Annotated in this window: 13 protein-coding genes; 9 read left to right on the top strand and 4 right to left on the bottom strand. The window is 71.1% G+C overall.

The window, feature by feature from the left end; all coding sequences use genetic code 11:
• The first annotated feature begins 216 nt into the window (after positions 1-216).
• From AC3A57_RS15610 to AC3A57_RS15585, 6 genes are all read left to right on the top strand, one after another.
• A complete protein-coding gene (locus AC3A57_RS15610; protein ID WP_487579756.1) occupies positions 217-2,199 on the top strand; it encodes a UvrD-helicase domain-containing protein in 1,983 nt (660 codons plus the stop codon).
• A gap of 92 nt (positions 2,200-2,291) precedes the next feature.
• The gene (locus AC3A57_RS15605; RefSeq protein ID WP_487579755.1) at positions 2,292-3,317 is read left to right on the top strand and encodes a DUF4272 domain-containing protein; all 1,026 of its coding nucleotides are present in this window, start codon (positions 2,292-2,294) and stop codon (positions 3,315-3,317) included.
• A gap of 131 nt (positions 3,318-3,448) precedes the next feature.
• The gene (locus AC3A57_RS15600; protein ID WP_487579754.1) at positions 3,449-3,952 is read left to right on the top strand and encodes a GNAT family N-acetyltransferase; all 504 of its coding nucleotides are present in this window, start codon (positions 3,449-3,451) and stop codon (positions 3,950-3,952) included.
• A 56-nt stretch (positions 3,953-4,008) separates the two neighbouring features.
• A complete protein-coding gene (locus tag AC3A57_RS15595; RefSeq protein WP_487579753.1) occupies positions 4,009-4,536 on the top strand; it encodes a hypothetical protein in 528 nt (175 codons plus the stop codon).
• A gap of 75 nt (positions 4,537-4,611) precedes the next feature.
• Entirely contained in the window at positions 4,612-5,541 is a 930-nt protein-coding gene (locus AC3A57_RS15590) for a 5'-nucleotidase, lipoprotein e(P4) family (protein ID WP_487579752.1), read from the top strand.
• Between the two features lie 386 nt (positions 5,542-5,927).
• Complete coding sequence (locus AC3A57_RS15585) at positions 5,928-6,374, top strand: DUF4265 domain-containing protein (protein ID WP_487579751.1); 447 nt, start codon at positions 5,928-5,930, stop codon at positions 6,372-6,374.
• Between the two features lie 265 nt (positions 6,375-6,639).
• On the opposite strand, the gene AC3A57_RS15580 is transcribed toward AC3A57_RS15585, so the two are convergent.
• Genes AC3A57_RS15580 through AC3A57_RS15565 form a run of 4 tightly spaced genes read right to left on the bottom strand, consistent with a single transcriptional unit; the run spans position 6,640 to position 11,302 of the window.
• On the bottom strand, positions 6,640-7,665 hold the full coding sequence (locus AC3A57_RS15580) for a Csu type fimbrial protein (protein WP_487579750.1): 1,026 nt from the start codon (positions 7,663-7,665) through the stop codon (positions 6,640-6,642).
• Positions 7,662-10,082, bottom strand: a complete 2,421-nt coding sequence (locus tag AC3A57_RS15575) for a fimbria/pilus outer membrane usher protein (RefSeq protein WP_487579749.1) — start codon at positions 10,080-10,082, stop codon at positions 7,662-7,664. Before AC3A57_RS15575 ends, AC3A57_RS15580 begins: the two co-directional genes overlap by 4 nt.
• Positions 10,033-10,788: a fimbrial biogenesis chaperone gene (locus AC3A57_RS15570; RefSeq protein ID WP_487579748.1), complete on the bottom strand. Its 756-nt coding sequence runs from the start codon at positions 10,786-10,788 to the stop codon at positions 10,033-10,035. The genes AC3A57_RS15575 and AC3A57_RS15570 overlap by 50 nt, the downstream gene beginning before the upstream one ends.
• A gap of 10 nt (positions 10,789-10,798) precedes the next feature.
• Positions 10,799-11,302, bottom strand: a complete 504-nt coding sequence (locus AC3A57_RS15565) for a Csu type fimbrial protein (RefSeq protein WP_487579747.1) — start codon at positions 11,300-11,302, stop codon at positions 10,799-10,801.
• Between the two features lie 323 nt (positions 11,303-11,625).
• On the opposite strand from AC3A57_RS15565, the gene AC3A57_RS15560 reads away from it, so the two are divergent.
• The 3 genes from AC3A57_RS15560 (at position 11,626) to AC3A57_RS15550 (ending at position 16,984) form a co-directional block, all read left to right on the top strand.
• Complete coding sequence (locus AC3A57_RS15560) at positions 11,626-12,576, top strand: hypothetical protein (protein ID WP_487579746.1); 951 nt, start codon at positions 11,626-11,628, stop codon at positions 12,574-12,576.
• A gap of 67 nt (positions 12,577-12,643) precedes the next feature.
• Positions 12,644-15,514 carry a glycerol-3-phosphate 1-O-acyltransferase PlsB gene (gene plsB, locus AC3A57_RS15555; RefSeq protein ID WP_487579745.1) on the top strand — a complete coding sequence of 957 codons (2,871 nt, stop codon included), beginning with the start codon at positions 12,644-12,646 and terminating at the stop codon, positions 15,512-15,514.
• Positions 15,515-15,697: 183 nt separating this feature from the next.
• Entirely contained in the window at positions 15,698-16,984 is a 1,287-nt protein-coding gene (locus AC3A57_RS15550; protein WP_487579744.1) for a hypothetical protein, read from the top strand.
• Positions 16,985-17,543 lie beyond the last annotated feature (559 nt).

The raw sequence follows: 17,543 nt of genomic DNA, 5'->3' as shown, positions 1-17,543 counted from the left end.
CTCCTCGGTGTGGGGCGGCAGGCCCCGCGGCCCCGCCCATACGCCGCACCATACGCCGCGCCGGAGCCGGCGGGAATCGCATCGATCGCGGTTTCGCCCGGTTTCGTCCCGCGGCGGCGGACGCCCGCCCGTTCATCCGCGGGCGCGGCCGGCCAGCCGCGCCGGTCGGCTAAACTGCCGCGCCCGGGCCGGCTCCCCGCCGGCGACGAAGACCGCATGCAAGGCCTCAATCCCCCCCAGCGCGCCGCCGTCCTGCACACCGATGGCCCTCTGCTCGTGCTCGCCGGCGCGGGCAGCGGCAAGACCCGCGTGATCGTCGAGAAGATCGCCCATCTGATCGCCAGCGGCCGGATGCCGGCCAGGCGCATCGCCGCGATCACCTTCACCAACAAGTCGGCCAAGGAAATGCGCGAGCGCGTGGCCAAGCGCATCCGCGGCGACGGCGCCGACGGCCTGACCATCTGCACCTTCCACGCCCTGGGCCTGAAGTTCCTGCAGATCGAACACGCCCGGGCCGGCCTGCGGCGCGGCTTCAGCGTGTTCGACAGCGACGACAGCGCGGCCCAGGTCAAGGACCTGATGCCGGCCGGGACCAAGCCCGACGTGCTCGAGGACATGCGCAACCTGATCTCGCGGGCCAAGAACGCCGGCCTGTCGCCGGGCGAGGCGATGGCCGCTTCGCGCACCCCGCGCGAGATCGAGGCGGCGGTGCTGTACGAGCGCTACCAGGCGCGCCTGACTACCTTCAACGCGGTCGACTTCGACGACCTGATCCGGCTGCCGGTGGAACTGCTGGAAAGCCACGCCGACCTGCAGCTGGCCTGGCGCGAGCGCATCGGCTACCTGCTGGTCGACGAATGCCAGGACACCAACGACGCCCAGTACCGCCTGCTCAAGGCGCTGTCCGGGCCGACCGGACTGTTCACCTGCGTGGGCGACGACGACCAGTCGATCTACGCCTGGCGCGGCGCCAATCCCGACAACCTGCTCGAGCTGGGCAAGGACTACCCGAGCCTGCAGATCATCAAGCTGGAGCAGAACTACCGCTGCAGCAACCGGGTGCTGCGCGCGGCCAACGCGCTGATCGCCAACAACCCGCACGAACACCCCAAGACCCTGTGGAGCGACCAGGCCGACGGCGAGCGGATCAAGGTCTGGGAATGCCGCGACAGCGCCCATGAGGCGGAGAAGGTCGCCGCCGAGATCCACTTCCTGGCGCAGAAGCACCAAGCGCCGTGGAGCGACTTCTGCATCCTGTTCCGCGGCAACCACCAGAGCCGCGCGCTGGAAAAGGCCTTGCAGCTGCTGCGCGTGCCCTACCACCTCAGCGGCGGCACCGCGTTCCTGGAGCGCGGCGAAGTCAAGGACGCGCTGTCGTGGCTGCGCCTGATCGCCAACCCCGACGACGACACCGCCTTCCTGCGCGCGGTGACCTCGCCCAAGCGCGAGATCGGCGCCACCACCCTGGCCAAGCTGGCCGAGATGGCCCAGCACGCGCAGTTGCCGATGTCGCGCATGGCCGAATCGATCCACGCGATCAAGCAGCTGACCCCGCGCGCCGGCACCGCCTTGGACGGCTTCGTCCAGATCGTGCGCTACCTGCGCGACCAGGCGCAGAAGATCAGTCCGGCCGAACTGGTCGGCGTGCTGGCCGAGCGCAGCGGCCTGCTGTCGGCGATGCGCGCGCAGTGCAAGGACGAGGCCAGCTTCCAGCGGCGCAAGGAGAACCTGGAGGAACTGTCGGGCTGGTTCGACGGCGGCCGCGGCTCCGGCCCGGGCGAACTGGCCGCGCAGCTGGCGCTGCTGTCGCACGCCGACAAGGGCGAGGCGGGCAACCAGGTGCGGCTGATGAGCCTGCACGCGGCCAAGGGCCTGGAGTTCCGCTTCGTGTTCATCGTCGGCGTCGAGGACGGCAACCTGCCGCACGACGCCAGCCTCGACGAGGGCCGCCTGGACGAGGAGCGGCGGCTGATGTACGTGGGCATCACCCGGGCCAAGGAAGTGCTGTACCTGTCGCATTCGCGCGAGACCCAGCGCTGGGGCGAGCGGATCCGGCTCAAGCCCAGCCGCTTCATCGACGAGCTGCCGGCGGAAGAACTGCAACGCGACGGCGCCGACCCGGTCGCCGACGCGGCGCGCAAGCGCGAGCGCTCGATGGCCGGGTTCGCGGCGATCAAGGCTTTGCTCGAAGAAGGGTGAGCGGCGGCCGCACGGAAGCGCCAACTTCCGTCGCGATCGCGACCCGCGAATCGGCTAGGCTGGCCGCTGCCCAAGCCATCGAGGCGGTCGCCATGCCCCTGCTGATCAACGCCTATTCCACCCTCGCCGCGCCGCCGGCGCCGGAGTTCGCGCGCGCGCCGGCCAACCGGCGCGACCGCAGCGACCCGGAGCTGGTGCCGCACCTGCAGGGCTTCGTCGGTTACGTTCTGGGCACGGTCGAGCAGGGCATGGACGCGCGCACCTTCGCGGTGATCCGGCACCTGCAGCGGGTCCAGACCCATTACAGCTTCGAGGTCGAGGACGACGCCTTCGACGCCCTGACCACCTGGGGCCAGGCCGCCAACGCGATCTGCTTCCTGCCCGACGGCAGCGTGCGCGACGCCGCCGGCAACGTCCTGGTCAGCCGCGGCGAACCGCCGGTGGAGACCGACGCGACCCTGCCGTATCCGGACGACGCGCGCGCGCGCAAGGCGCGCAGCGAGCAGGCCCTGCGCGCGCTCGGCGCGCCACCGCCGGCGCACCTGCCGCCGGTGCTCGGCGAGGGCGAAGTGCGGCTGCGCGGCAACGACGAAGCCGCGCGGCGCATGCTGGCCCTGTGCGCGGTCGCGGTGCGCGCCGAGTCGCTGCATACGCAGCCGCTGTCGGCGCAGGAGATCGCGGCCAAGCTCGGCCCCGGCGTGGCCGCGCTGACTCCGGTCGAGCGCGCCTTCATCGACGAGGCCTCGCCCGACCAGGAGTCCTGGGCCGACCAGGGCTGGCGCTACGAAAGCGCCGCCCTGCTGCAATGGGCGCTGGGCCTGCGCGATACCCTGCCGGAACCGACCGGAACCTGCGACGCCGCCGACGTCGCCCGGGTGGCCATCGACCACGCCGACGAGGCGCGCATCGCCCAGGCCCGGCTGCGCCCGGTCGCCGAACTGCTCGACGCCCTCGACGCGATCTACCGCCGCCACTGGCTGGTGCGCCAGGCCCGCCTGGACGAGGCCGAACCGCCGATCGGCCTGCACCCCAGCGTGGTCTACGAACGCCACTACGCGCTCAACTGGCTGCTGCGCTTCGACGAGCAGGACTGGGACGAGGTGGGAACGCCGACGTGAAGCAGGGAGCGAGCGGAGAGGAGTGAGGAGTGAGCGGAGGCGCGAGCCGGGGACAAGCTTGGTAGGCTGTCTCCGGCCCGGCCGCTGCGGCTTTGGCTCGCTCCTCACTCCTCTTCGCTCACTCCTCGCCCATGCCCCTCACCGTCCGCGACGCCACCGCCGCCGATCATCCGGCCATCCTCGCCCTCAATCTCGAGTCGGTGGATCTGATGAGCCCGATGGACGCGCAGCGCCTGCGCGAACTGGAGCGCGAGGCGGCCTACCACCGGGTGGTCTGCGACGGCGACGAGGTGGTCGGGTTCCTGCTCGCGCTGCGCGAAGGCGCCGCCTACGACAGCCCCAACTACCTGTGGTTCGGCGAGCGCTATCCGGCGTTCCTGTACGTCGACCGGATCGCGATCGCGGCCAGCCATCGCGGGCGCCGGTTGGGCGGCCTGCTCTACGACGACCTGTTCGGTTTCGCCCGCGACGGCGGCTTCGAGCGCATCGCCTGCGAGTTCTACATCGTGCCGTTCAACCAGGCGTCCAGCCGCTTCCACGCCCGCTACGGTTTCGCCGAGGTCGGCACGCAGTGGGTCGCGGAAGGACGCAAGCAAGTTTCGCTGCAGATCGCGCCGGTCGCGGCCGACGCCTGACGCGCGCGGCTTGCGACGCACACGCCGGCATCGGCCGGTCCACGGAAGGAACCAAGATGAGCAAGCTCTCCGCGCTGGCGGCCCTCGGCCTGGCGCTGTGCTGCGCCGCCGCGCCGCTCGCGGCCGCCGAGGCCGAACTCGGCACGGCGCCGGCCGATCGGCATCCCGGCTACCCCTGTCTGGTCAACCTGCTGCAGCAACTGCTCGATGCCGACGGTCCGGGCGGCGCCAGCACCTTCCATATCGGCCGGGTGCTCGAACACCCGGATCAGGACCACGACGGGGTGCGGGTGTACTGGCCGCGCTCGCAGGCGATCGTGCTGGTCCAGCTCGACCGCGGCTGCGCCGATCCGCACCAGCGCTACGACGAGCTCGCCCTGGGCTGGTACCGGAGCAAGGCGCGGATCGACCTGCGCCGCGACGTGGTCGCCGACGAGGCTTCGATGAGCGGCAGCAGTTACCTGGTGTCGCGGCCCTGGGTCGAGGCGGTGATCGGCGACGCGCGCGAGCGCGGCACCGCGCTGACCTTGCGCCGCGCCTCGTGGCGCGCGCGCCGGGCCGCCGCCGCCGCGGCGCCGTACTGAGGCGCGGCCGGCCGCGCTCGACACGGTTTTGCGCCCCGGCCTACACTCGGCCGTTTTCTCCGGGACCTCTTGCGCATGAACCTCCGCGCCCTGCCACTCGCCGTCCTCGCCGCCGCGCTGGCGCTGGCCGCCTGCAAGCCCCAGCCCGGCGCCCCCGCGGCCCAGGATGCGCAGCCGCAGCCCGCGCCGGCCGCTCCCGCCGCCGCGCCGGCGGCCAGGCCCGCTGCCGGCCAGGCCGACGACAACCTCAACGCCGTGCTGTGGATGCAGCGCGCGGTCGAATACCGCGCCAGCACCGAGACCATCTATCGCGCTGCCGCCGACAAGCTCGAGCAGGCGCTGAAGCAGCCGAACTGGGACGCGCTGGTGCCCGAGGAGCGCGGCAATGCCGCCAAGGGCCTGAAGCCGGCGGTGATCATGGACGTCGACGAGACCGTGCTCGACAACTCGCCCTACCAGGCGCGCCTGGTGCGCGACGGCAAGGAGTACGACGAGGCGACCTGGGACGCCTGGGTCGCGGAAAAGAAAGCCAAGCCACTGCCGGGCGTAGTCGATTTCGCCAAGGCCGCGCAGGCCAAGGGCGTCGCCATCCTGTACCTGTCCAACCGCGCCGTGCACCTCAAGGACGCGACCCTGGCCAACCTGCGCAGCGCCGGCCTGCCGGTCGCCGACGACCAGGTCTTCCTCGGCCTGGGCACGGTGGTCGAGGGCTGCGAGCAGAACGGCAGCGAGAAGAACTGCCGCCGCCTGCTGGCCGGCCGCCAGTACCGCGTGCTGATGCAGTTCGGTGACCAGCTCGGCGACTTCGTCCAGGTGGTGGCGAACACGCCGGAAGGCCGCGACGCGCTGCTGCAGCAGCATCACGACTGGTTCGGCGAACGCTGGTGGATGCTGCCCAACCCGAGCTACGGCTCGTGGGAGGCGATGACCTTCAACAACGACTACAGCCAGCCGCGCGAGGCCCGCCGCGCGGCCAAACGCGCCGCGCTGGACGTGGCGCCCTGAGCGATCTCAGCGGGAAAGGCGACATTCTGTTCAATAAAATCAATAGCTTGAAAGATGTTTCTTCAGGTGTTGCATTAACTTGAGGCCGGCGCTAGGCTGCACCCATCCCGGTGCGAGCCGGGGCCATGCCACAACTCGACATCTGCCGGCGCAAGCCGGTTTTGCAAGGAGGCCTCGCGCCTCCTTTTTCTTTGGCCGCGCCGGTTCCGGCGGGAAACCCTCTTCGCGCTTCTCTCGCACGCGGACAGCCCCGTTGCGACGGGCTTGAGCGAGGGGCGTTCGATTCAGGGCCATCGGCTTGCCGGGCGACCCGCCTTGTGCCGAACGACTGTCCTGCCGCTCGGGCGGGTGCGAAGATCAAGCGGAAGCTGCCAGGGCGGAACCCCATGAATTCGGCGTCGGATCCGGTAAAGATCCATTTCAAGCTGGAGCAGGATGAAGAAGGCTACCCTCCGGTTGACTGGGAGAGTCTGTGGGCCACTCCAGTGGGAGAAGCGCTCTACATGCTCGATAACACGCCGTTCTATGCCCGGGGCGTAAGTTCCGGCGATACGGTTACTGCGGTCGCCGTGAACGGTCGCCTTGAATTCACAACGATGGCCGCGCCGGGTGGCCACGCCACGGTCCGTGTCGTTGCATTCGATGAACACGTCGTTCCCGAGTTGCGCGCGTCGCTGAAGCGGCTCGGCTGTTCCTCGGAGGTGTCGAATCTCCCCGCCTTGCTTGCGGTCGATGTGCCGCCAGTAGTCGATTATGCGCGCGTCATGGAGCTGATCGAGTCATACGCTGCGTCTGGCTCGATCGACTATGAAGAGTCTTCTATCCAGCATTGAAAAAAGACATTCTGCGATTGCGGCGATTTCGTCGCCAAGCTGCGCGCGCGGAGTCTTTCTTGCGCGAACGAAGTTGATCGACGATTGGCCAGGAGTCCTGGGAGCGACCGCTGTCTCCGGCTCTGCGGATGTCGCCAGGGCTCAAGACCAAGGGAGCGCTGTCGCTCAGCTGCGACGCGTGTGGCGGTGTATTTCGATCCGGCACTCAGTCTGAAAGCACCCTGGTCGTGGCCAAGGCCAGATCTACTCGCGATGACGAAGCGCGCTAATACGTCACCAACACCGTGATCGTGTCGCTGTAGCTGCCGACGGTGGCGGTCTGCGGCGCGACGCGGCCGTACACGGTCAGCGATTGGCTGGCGCCGCTGCCGGTGCCGCTGAGGGTGTCGTTGTTGAGGGTATTGCCCCAGCGTTGGCTGCGGCCGCCGTCGCGGTACAGCTCGTAGGGCACGAACTGGCCGCTGCCGTTGGCCATGCGGCGGACGTTGCCGCTGGCGTGCAGGCCGTTGTTGAGGCCGATCTGCCACGGCGTGCGGCCGGTGCAGACCAGGCCGATGCTGGTGGTCTGGTCGACGTTGCCGGTGATGAAGCCGGGCGTGCTGCCGAAGCCGAGCGTCGGCACCGGCTTGGGCGTCAGGGTGCAGGCGTTGGGCACCGAGCCGTTGACGGTGAAGGGGAACGAACTGGACGTGCCGGCGCTGCCGCCGGAGGTGCAGGACGCGGGCATGGCCGGTGGGCCGATGACCGATTCGGCGTAGCGGAATTCGATGCGCGTATCCGCCGCCGCGGTGAAGCGGTTGAGGTAGGTGCCGGCGTTGAGGCCGCTTTGCGCGGGAATGCGGCCGTACAGCGTGCGGGTGAGAGTCTGGTTGCCGCCGAGCACCGGCACCGGGTAGTCGAACTGCAGGGGCACGAAATTGGGCACGGTCGCATTGCCGCGCGCGCCCCAGATCGAGCTGCGGCCGGCGTCCGAGTACAACTGCATCTGCATCGGGTCGTTGAAGCTGTTGATCACCCGGCGCGGATTGAGCGTGCCGCCGCCGTCGGTGCCGCTGAAGATGCTCACGCACATGTTGACCTTGGCATCGGCGAGCAGCGACAGGCCGAAGGTCGAACAGGTCACGGTCAGGGTCGCGGTGGCGTCGACCACGCCGCCGTTGCTCGGCGCGAAGTTGAGATCGGTCATCGAGGCGGTGCAGGTGGTGGCGGCGCGCGCCGCCGGCGCGTCCAACACCAGCCATAGCAGCGCCAGCGCGGCGAGGGCGGTGCGCACGGACGCGTACGCGCTCATCGCGGTGCCTCCGCAGCGCAAATCACCGGCCCGATCCGGGCGATGCCGTCGCCAGCGTGCTCGGAACGCGCATGCTCGAAACGCGCTACGCAGGCGCGGCCGTCCGGCGCGGTCGCGCGCAAGCGGTTGTGGTCCTGCAGCGCTTCCAGATAGGTCTCGCCGTCGTAGCCGACCCAGGCGTCCTCGCCGTGCTCGCTGCGCACCCGGCTGCCCGGCGCCAGCGGCCGGCCGGCGGCGTCGTGCAGCACCACCACCGCGGCGCGGATCGGGGTCAGGCCGAAGCGCACCAGGGTGCCGGAGCGGTCGCGCGGGGTGGCCTGGGCCTCGACCCGGTCGACCCGCATCTGCGCCGGCAACGCCATCGCATCGATGCCCAGCCGATTGCGCTGCCAGGCGTTGAGCGGGGTGACCAGCAGCATGCCGTCGGCGTCGGTGCGGCCGATCGGGCGGTTCTCCAGCAGCACCGGCACGCCGGCGACGCCGTCGGTGGACACCACCGCGAAGGCGTCGCTGACCGAGCGCGCGGCGAAGGCGTGGCCGCCCATCCATACCAGCGCGCCGCTGCCGCTGGCGTAGGCGTAGTCCTGGTCGGCGACGCGGGCCAGGCCCAGGCCGAAGCGGCCGACCGAGTTCAACCAGCCCAATTCGGCCAGGCCGCCTTCGGCGCCGTCGCCGCCGCGCGCCTGCAGGCGCCAGCCGAAGCCGCCGTCGCCCGGCACCGGTTGCGAAAGATCCAGCACCGCCTGGTCGCGGCCGCGATCGCGTTGCAGCGAAGCGGCCAGGCGGGTGCGTTCGCCCAGGTCCAGGCTGAGGCCGAGGTAGGCGCTGCGGTCGGCGGCCAGATCCAGGTTCTGGTTGTAGCTCAGGCTGAGGTGGGCGCGGCCGCCGAAGCTGCGGCTCCAGTGCAGGCCGGCGTAGCGCGCCGGCGCTTGCCGGCGGCCGGCTTCGTCGCGGTAGGCCAGGCGCACGTAGTTCAGGCCGAAGCTGCCCAGGTCGGCGTCGTTCCAGCTCAGCAAAGCGCGTTCGCTGACCCGCGCCGGGCCGAGGCCGTAGCGCGAGGCCAGGTCGCGGTAGCCGCGTTCGGCGCGGCGGCTGTCGAGGGAAAGATTGAAGCGGCCGTTGCCCCAGTTGTAGGCCGCCGCGTACTGCCAGCCGCTGCGTTCCCAGGGCCGCTCGTTGCGCGCGTCGCGGCCGTGCGCGAGCGAGCCGCTGAGCACGCCGGCGCGGCCGAGCAGGGCGACCGCGCCGAAGCCGGCGTTGGCGATGCCGTCGCCGCCTTCGCCATGCGCTTCGACGGTCAGCCGGTCGCTGAGGCCGTAGCGCAGCTCGGCGCTGGCCAGCGCCGAGTCGGCGTAGGAGAACGACTTCAGCGCGTAGTCCTCGCGCGCCAGGCCCAGGCTCAGCGACCAGTCCGACAGACCGCGCGCGAGCAGTTGCTGCGCGGCGTAGAACGGGAAGTCGAGTTGGCGGGTGCGGCCGAAGGCGTCGGTGATGACGATCTGGGCGCTGCCGGCGCCGCTGATGCCGGGCACGGTGGCGAGCTGGAACGGGCCCGGCGGCAGTTCGCCGCTGTACTGGCGCAGGCCGTTGACGTACAGGTCCACCGCCGAGGGCAGCGCGACTTCGCCGGCGAAGGTCGGCAGCGGGGTGGTGATGCGGTAGGGCTGTAGGCCGAAGTCGCGGCCCAGGCGCAGGCCGCCCAGGCGCAGCGGCCGGGTCCAGTCGAGCCGGCCGCTGACCACGTCGCCGACGCTGAGGCTGAGCATCGATTCCGGCGCCGACCAGCGCCAGGTGCTGTCCAGGCGCACCGAGTCGGTGCGGCGCGGCGCGCCGTCGTTGCGGTAGTGGCGGGTCGCCGCGGTCTGGCTGAATACCCCGGGGCCGAGGCCGAACGCGCGCAGTTCGGCGTAGGCGGTGACGTTGTCGCTGCGCCGCTCGCGGCTGGCGTAGAGGTCGTAGTTGAGCAGCAGCCCGGGCGAGGCGCTGGCTTCGGGCACGTCCAGGCCGGGCTGGTTGAGCCGGGTGGTGGCCAGCGACAGTTGCGACAGCGGCGCGTCGATCGCGACCCGCTGCAGGGCGGCGTCGTAGCGCACGGCCACGCCCGGCACGGCGTCCACGGCCAGCACCTCGGCCGGATCGTGTCCGGCCAGGACGAAGCCGAGCCCGCGCAGGGTGGCGACGCTGGCGTGGAGCCGGCCGGCGCGCAGTTCGAACGGTTGCGGCGCCTGGTACGGCCCCTGGTTGAGGCTGACTTCCAGGTACAGCGGCAGGCTCGCGGCCTGGGCATCGCCGGCGCGGGCCAGCAGCGGCGGCGGCTCCGCCGCGTAGGTCGGCGACAACGCCGCGAGCAGGCCGGCCGCCATGGCGTCAGCGAGCCGGCGGATCCAGCGCCAGGGCCTGCTCGGTGGCTTCGCCATTGATCCTCGCCTTGAGAGTGCCGGCGCCGCGCAGCAGCGCCGCCGGAGCGGTCAGCGGCCAGCGCATGCGCTGGCCGGGCAGGACGTAGCCGAGCAGTCCGGTCGCGACCGGGTGACGCTGGCCGCGTTCGTCGACGAAGGCCAGGTCGGCCAGCTGCGCGTGCCGGTCGCCGCGGTTGCGCACCTCCAGGCTGGCGCGGTCGCCGTCGAAGCTCAGTGCCGCGCCCAACCGCGGCGCGGCCGGCGGGTCGCCGGCCGCGGCCAGGAACACCGGCACCGAGTAGCGCAGGACGAACTGCAGGCCGGGCTTGCGGGCGCCGTCCGGCGGCGGCAATTCGTCGACGAGCAGGCGATAGCTTTCCTCGGCCGGCGGCGGCGGGCCGAGCCGGATCACCCGCACCAACTGGCGCGCGCCGGGCGCGAGTTCGAGCATCGGCGGGCTCGCCGCCAGCGCGCGGCTGGGTTCGAAGCGCTCGCCGGCCTCGTCCTGGATCCAGCGGAACACCCGCACCTGGGCCTGCAGGGGGCGTTCGCCGCCGTTGATCAGCCACAGCCCGTCGGCCTGGCGGCGCGCGCTCAGGGTCAGGGTGGTCGGGGTCAGCTGCAGTCCGCCGGCGCCCGCGGCCGGAGCGGCCAGGGCGACGGCCGCGCACAGCAGCGCGGCGGTCAGGCGGCGGACGGCGGGGGCGGGCCGGCGGCCGGGCATCGGCGCCCGGTCAGTAGGTGATCGTGGCGGTCACCACGTCGCTGTAAGTCGCAGCGGGAAAGTTGGCGCTGGGGGTCCTCCCATAGACCGGCAGGTTCTGCGCCGCGCCGGTACCGGAACCGGCCAGGACGTTGCCGCCGACGCCGGTGGTGCTGCCCCAGACATCGCCGGCGCCGCGCGCTGCGGCGCGGTAGAGCTGGTAGGGCACTTCGTTGGTGCCGTCGCTCATCTTGCGGCTGTTGACGTCGGTCCCGTTCTGGCCGTCGTCCAGGGCGATCGTGTAAGCGGTGCCCGGGGTGCAGGTGACGACCAACTGGCCCTGCGCGTCGACGTTGGTCGCGGTCGAGGCGACGCTGCCGAAGTTGACGTCGGTCGGCGCGGTGGCGCTGATCGTGCAACTGCTGGTGATGGTGATGGTGACGTCGAAGGTGGTGCTGTCGTCGGCGGCCAGGACGGGCGCGGCGGCGGCGAGCAGGGCGAGGACGGCGGCGGAACGGAGCGAGGCGGAACGCATGGATCGGTTCTCCTGGCGCGGATCGCGCTGTGGCGCGCCGGCGAGGCTGCCGGCTAACTGCTAGAACGCAGAAAACATGCCAATACCGGCACCATAGCCGGCCATAAACGGACAGAAGGAGCGGTCGGTCACACGACTCGGTCGCCTGCCCGTCCAGATGAAAAAATGGGAAATTCATCACGTATTTGCATTTGAACCGCCCGCGCAAAAAGCCGACACGGCGCGGCAACTGGTGTGCTTCGACGTCGCCGCGACGGCGGTCGGCTTGTGTCGCTACCGGCCCGCGGCCAAGATGCCGGTCCGCGACTGGGGAGCCGCACCCGATGTCCATCGTCCGACGCGCCTGCGCCGCGCTGCTGTCGACCGCCGTGCTGGTGGCGGCCGGCTGCGGCCGCGCGCCGCCGCCGCCCGAGCCGGTCGCGACCCAGCCGGTGCAGGCGGTGACCCAACTGGTCGCCGACCTGCGCCGCAACGACCTGGAGGCGTATGCCCGCCACGCCGTGCCGGCGCCGCTGCATGCGCGCCTGGAAACGGCATGGAGCGAGGGCCGCACGGTCTGGCCGCTGACCGAACTGCCGCTGGACGACCGCTTCCCCAGCTTCATCGCCGCGTTGGCCGCGCCGGATGCCGAGCGCACCCTGGTGGCGGCTTACCGGCGCCAGTTCGCCGGCGCCGATGCCGAGTTGCGTTCGGCGGCCAAGACCCTGGGCCTGTTCGCGGCCCAGTACGTGCGCAGCGAGCCCGGCTACAGCGAGACCGAGCGCGATCACCACGCCCAGTTGATCGTCGCGTTCAGCGCCTGGGCCCAGACCGCGCCGCTGGGCGATTCCAAGCGCGCCCGCGTGGCCATCCCGCAGTTGGTCGCGGCGGCGCGCGCGACCGGCCTGGCCGCGCCGGACGCCTTCGCCCATGCCGGCATGGACCGCAGCCTGCGCCGGCTGGGGCCGTTCGTGGAGCGGCTCAAGCAGGTGCTGACCGGATACGGCCTGGACCTGGACGCGGCCCTGGGCAGCGTCCAGGCCAGCCTGGCCGAGCAGACCGGCGACACCGCGCGGGTGCGGATCCGCTACCGACTGGCCGGCGAGGCGGTCGACGCCTACGTCCTGGTCGAGCGCCGCGACGGCCGCTGGTACCTCAGCGATCTGCTGCGCCACGCCGAGGCCGAGGCCGATGCGCCGGCCAAGCCGCCGGCCGCGGGGGCCGCCGGCGTGCGCGCCGGCAAGGCCGCGGCAGCCGTCGCGCGGCCGGCGACGGCACCGGCCCAGGCGCGCTGAGCGCCGCCGCGCGGGCCGGCTGCGCCGCCGCAGCGGGTCAGGCGCGCGCCGAAGCCGAATAGGCATAATGATTCGGATGCCGAAACAAACGCCCCTGCCGTTCCCCCACGCCCAACCGAACGATCCGGACGCGCCCGCTCGTCCCGCCGAGGCCGGCGACGCCGCCGAGGCGGCCGAAGCGCAGGTCGCGACCGCGCCGAACGCCGACGGGCTCGGGCCCGACGAATCCACCGCGTCCGCGCCTGCTTCGATCGAGCCCGCTCCAGCCGAGCCCGCAACGACCGACTCTGTCGCCGCCGCGCCCGCGCCGGCCGAGCCGGTCGCCCGCGTCGAGGCCGCCGAGCCGCCGCCGGCCCAGGCCGAGCTGCCGATGACCGCCCCGGCCGGTGCCGTGCGCGCGGCCGTCCCGGCGACGCCGCGGCCGTGGTGGGCGCGCCTGCTCGGCAAGCTGATGGCGCCCTGGGTGTCGGTCAGCATCGAACCCAAGGACCCGGCCGAGCACATCGCCGAAGAATGGGACGGGCGCCCGGTCTGCTACGTGCTGGAAGACTACGGCCTGTCCAACGCCCTGATCCTGGAGCGCGCCTGCCTGGAGGCCGGCCTGCCCTCGCCGCTGCAGCCGCTGCCGGGCGACCCGCTCGGCCGCAAGCGCGCCTACGTCGCCCTGTCGCGCCGCCACGCCGGCACCCTGGCCCCCTCCGGCCCGCCCTCGGCCAAGACTCATTCCGGCTCGCTGGCGCGCCTGCTGCAGGCGCACCGCGCCGACCCGGCGCTGGACGTGCAGCTGGTGCCGGTGTCGATCTTCGTCGGCCGCGCCCCGGACCGCAGCAGCGGCTGGTTCTCGGTGCTGTTCTCGGAAAACTGGACCCTGGTCGGCCGCTTCCGCCGGCTGCTGGCGATCGCCCTCAACGGCCGCCACACGATGGTCCGCTTCGCACCGCCGGTGTCGCTGCGCGGCATCGTCGCCGAGGGCCTGGAGCCCGAGCGCACCGTGCGCAAGCTCTCGCGCGTGCTGCGCACCCACTTCCGCCGCATCCGCGCGGCGGTGATCGGCCCCGACCTGTCGACCCGGCGCATGCTGATCGACCGCGTGCTCGCCGCCGATCCGGTCAAGGACGCGATCAACGACCAGGCCAAGCGCGACAACAGCAGCCAAGCCGACGCGTGGAAAAAGGCCCATGCGATGGCCTACGAGATCGCCGCCGACTACTCGCATCCGGCGGTGCGCTCGGCCAGCTTCCTGCTGACCCCGGTGTGGAACCGGATCTACCGCGGCGTGCTGGTGCACCACCTGGACAAGCTCAAGCAGGCCGCGCCCGGTTACGAAGTGGTCTACGTGCCCAGCCACCGCAGCCATCTGGACTACCTGCTGCTGAGCTATCTGCTCTACACCAAGGGCATCGTGCCGCCGCACATCGCCGCCGGGGTCAACCTCAACCTGCCGGTGGTCGGCACCATCCTGCGCAAGGGCGGCGCGTTCTTCCTGCGCCGCAGCATCCGCGGCAGCGCGCTGTATTCGGCGGTGTTCTCCGAATACGTGGCGCAACTGGTCGCCGGCGGCTACTCGATCGAATACTTCATCGAAGGCGGGCGCTCGCGCACCGGCCGGCTGCTGCCGCCCAAGGGCGGCATGCTGGTGATGACGGTGCGCGGCTTCCTGCGCCAGCCGACCCGGCCGGTGCTGTTCCAGCCGGTCTACATCGGCTACGAGAAGCTGATGGAGGGCAACAGCTACCTCGACGAGCTGTCCGGCAAGCCGAAGGAAAAGGAATCGATCTGGCAGCTGCTGTGGGGCATCCCCAAGGTGCTGCGCTCCAACTACGGCCAGGTGGTGGTGAACTTCGGCGAGCCGATCCGGCTCAACGACCTGCTCGCCGAGCACGCGCCGCAGTGGACCGGCCAGCCGATCGGCGAAGACGACAAGCCGGCCTGGCTGTCCGACACCATCGACGCACTGGCCGAACGGATCCAGGTCAACGTCAACCGCGCCGCCGACGTCAACCCGATCAACCTGCTCGCGCTGGCGCTGCTGTCCACGCCCAAGCACGCGATGGGCGAGGCCGACCTGCTGGCGCAGATCGCGCTGAGCAAGACCCTGCTGGCCGAGCTGCCGTACTCCGACCGGGTCACCGTGACCCCGCACACGCCGCAGGAAATCGTCGCCCACGGCGAGGAGATCGGCGTGCTCGAGCGCGTCGCCCATCCGCTCGGCGACGTGCTCGGCGTCGACGGCGAAGACAAGGCGGTGCTGCTGAGCTACTTCCGCAACAACGTCCTGCACCTGTTCACCGCGGCCTCGTGGATCGCCTGCTGCTTCCAGCACAACCGGCGCATGAGCCTGGCCGGCGTGCTGCGCCTGGGCCGCAGCGTGTACCCGTTCCTGCAGGCCGAGCTGTTCCTGCCCTGGACCGAGGAGCAATGGTCGCAGCGCCTGGTGCGCACGGTCGAGGTGTTCGTGCGCGAGGGCCTGCTGGAGCGGGTCAGCGACGACGACGGCGGCATCCTGGCCCGCAACGCCGGCCAGACCGACGAGGTGTTCCGCCTGCGCGCGATCGGCCACTCGCTGCAGCAGGCCTTCGAGCGCTACTACATCGCCATTTCGGTGCTGGTGAAGAACGGCCCCGGCACGCTCTCGGCGTCCGAACTGGAAAGCCTGTGCCAGCTCGCCGCGCAGCGCCTGTCGCTGCTGTACGCGCCGGCGGCGCCGGAATTCTTCGACAAGACCCTGTTCCGCGGCTTCATCCAGAAGCTGCGCGAGCTCAAGCTGGTGTGGCCGGACAGCCAGGCCAAGCTGGCCTTCGACCAGCGCCTGGACGCCTGGGCCAAGGACGCCAAGGTCATCCTCGGCCGCGAGCTGCGCCACACCATCGAGAAGATCAGCCCGGAGATGGCGGCCAAGCCGGAGCCGGCGGAAGGCGGCGACAAGGCGACGGCTTGAACGCGCCACAGGCATCCTAGGAACCAGTGAAGGGGAAAGAGTGAGGAGCAACGACCGGCCACCGGCTGGTTCCTCTTCACTCGTTTCTGGCTTCGGCCGGCCTGCCCCGCCCTGATACCCGTCACTGCCAACCGCCGCATCGGCCGGGTACCATCGCCCCTCGACTCCGTCCGGCTGCCGTCGATGTCCACGTCCACGTTGTCCCTGCCGACGTCCTCGGCGACCACCGTCGCGTCCGACGCCGCTCCGGCGGCGGGCAACGCCTGGCTGGAGATTCCGGCGCTGACCGTGCGCCTGCTGTGGCGGCACTGGCCGGCGCTGGCGTTCTGGTTCTTCGCCCAACGGGTCTGCTACGACCTGTTGATGGACCTGGCGGTCAAGCTCGGCGAGCGCTCGGTGCTGCTGTCGTTCGCGGCCCTGTCGGTGCTGATCGTGACCCAGCTGGCCGGCACCATCCTGATGTTCCAGTCGCTGCGGCCGTCGCTGCCGATGCTGGCCGGCGGCGCGTTGACCCCGGACACCCGCGCGGTGCGCAAGCAGTGGATCACCGCGCTGGCGATCGCGATGCTGCCGTTCTTCGCCTACTACGCCGGCTGGGGCCTGCTCGAAGACCTGCGCCGGCAGTTCCGCACCGAGTACGTGTTCAGCGTCTGGGAAAAGGAGAACCTCAACCAGGTGCTCAAGCTCAAGGGCCTGTGGATCGCGCTGGCGGTGGCCTGGGCGGTGCGCTGGTTCAGCAAGCGCCGCGCGACCGCCAGCGGGCATGCGCTGTGGAACGTGATCGCGACCAGCTGCGAGGCCTATTGGGTGTTCGTCGGCGTCGCCGCGATCGCCCAGCTGACCAAGCTGGCCCAGGACTGGTGGCACGAGCGCGTGGTCTACGTCGCCGTGACAACCTGGTGGGAAAGCCCGACCGCGCTGTACAAGACCCTGGCGCCGACCAAGCGCGGCCTGGCGCCGCTGTGGGAGTTCTTCTCCACCGCCGCCGGCGCGGTCGCGTTGCCGCTGATCTGGCTGGCGATCACCGCGATCGTCTACGGCATCGACCTGCGCCGCGCGCAGCGCCTGGACGACGCGGACGAAGCGCTGGGCAAGGTCACCCAGCGCTTCAAGGCCATGCACTTCACCCTGCGCATGCTCGCCGACAAGGCCAGCGCGGGCTGGACCAGCAAGGGCGTGCCGGTGGTCAACAGCCTGCGCCTGGTGCTGCGCGCCGGCCTGCCGGCGCTGCTGACCCTGTGCGTGTGCTGGCAGTTGCTGGCTTACCTCGACTCTTGGTCGTGGCGGCTGATGACGCTGTGGATCGGCCCGCAGGATCCGGACTGGCAGCGGGTCATCGGTCAGCCCTGGTCGGTGTTCCTGACCACGCCGCTGTCGTTCCGCACTTCGCTGCTGACCGACGTGCTGCGGGTGGTGCTGCTGGCGGCGACCTTCGACCGCGCCATCGCCCGCCTGCCGCGCGCGGGGTAGGAGCGGCGTCCCGCAGGGAATTTCCTTCGGTCATAGGCCGCGACCGCCGTCCCTCCCTCTCGCCACGTCTTGTCCTGCCCCCCTGTAGGAGCGGCGTGAGCCGCGACCGCTCTGCGGTCTCGCGGCGTCTGTGTTCGAAGGCTCCGAAAGCCGCGACCGCCATCCCTCCCACTCGCCCCGTCTTTGCCCTGCGCCCTTGTAGGAGCGGCGTCCCACGGGGATTTCCTTCGGTCACAAGCCGCGACCGCGTTGCTGCTGTCTCGCGACGCCTGTGTCCGAAGGCTTCAAAGCTTCAAAGCTTCAAAGCTTCCGTCCGCAAGCGGCCGGGTCACTTTCTTTGTCCAAGGCGACAAAGTCCCACGGGATTTCCTGCGGTCAAAAGTAACCAAAGAAGACGCCATGGCTGTTTCGAATCAAAAGCCACTATGGGACGAGGTTTGCGCGGGCTGCTCCGCACAGGCCATCCCTGGCCTGGCTGCGCACGGCCCGCATCCCTACGGGCCGCCCTCCAGGGCTGCAGGTCTTCTCGCGAGTTCGGTCCCGCGCCAAGCTTTTCACG

It is taken from the genome of Lysobacter sp. Soil_C_15 (assembly GCF_057657315.1).
This window is presented reverse-complemented; position numbering and strand designations above follow the sequence as displayed.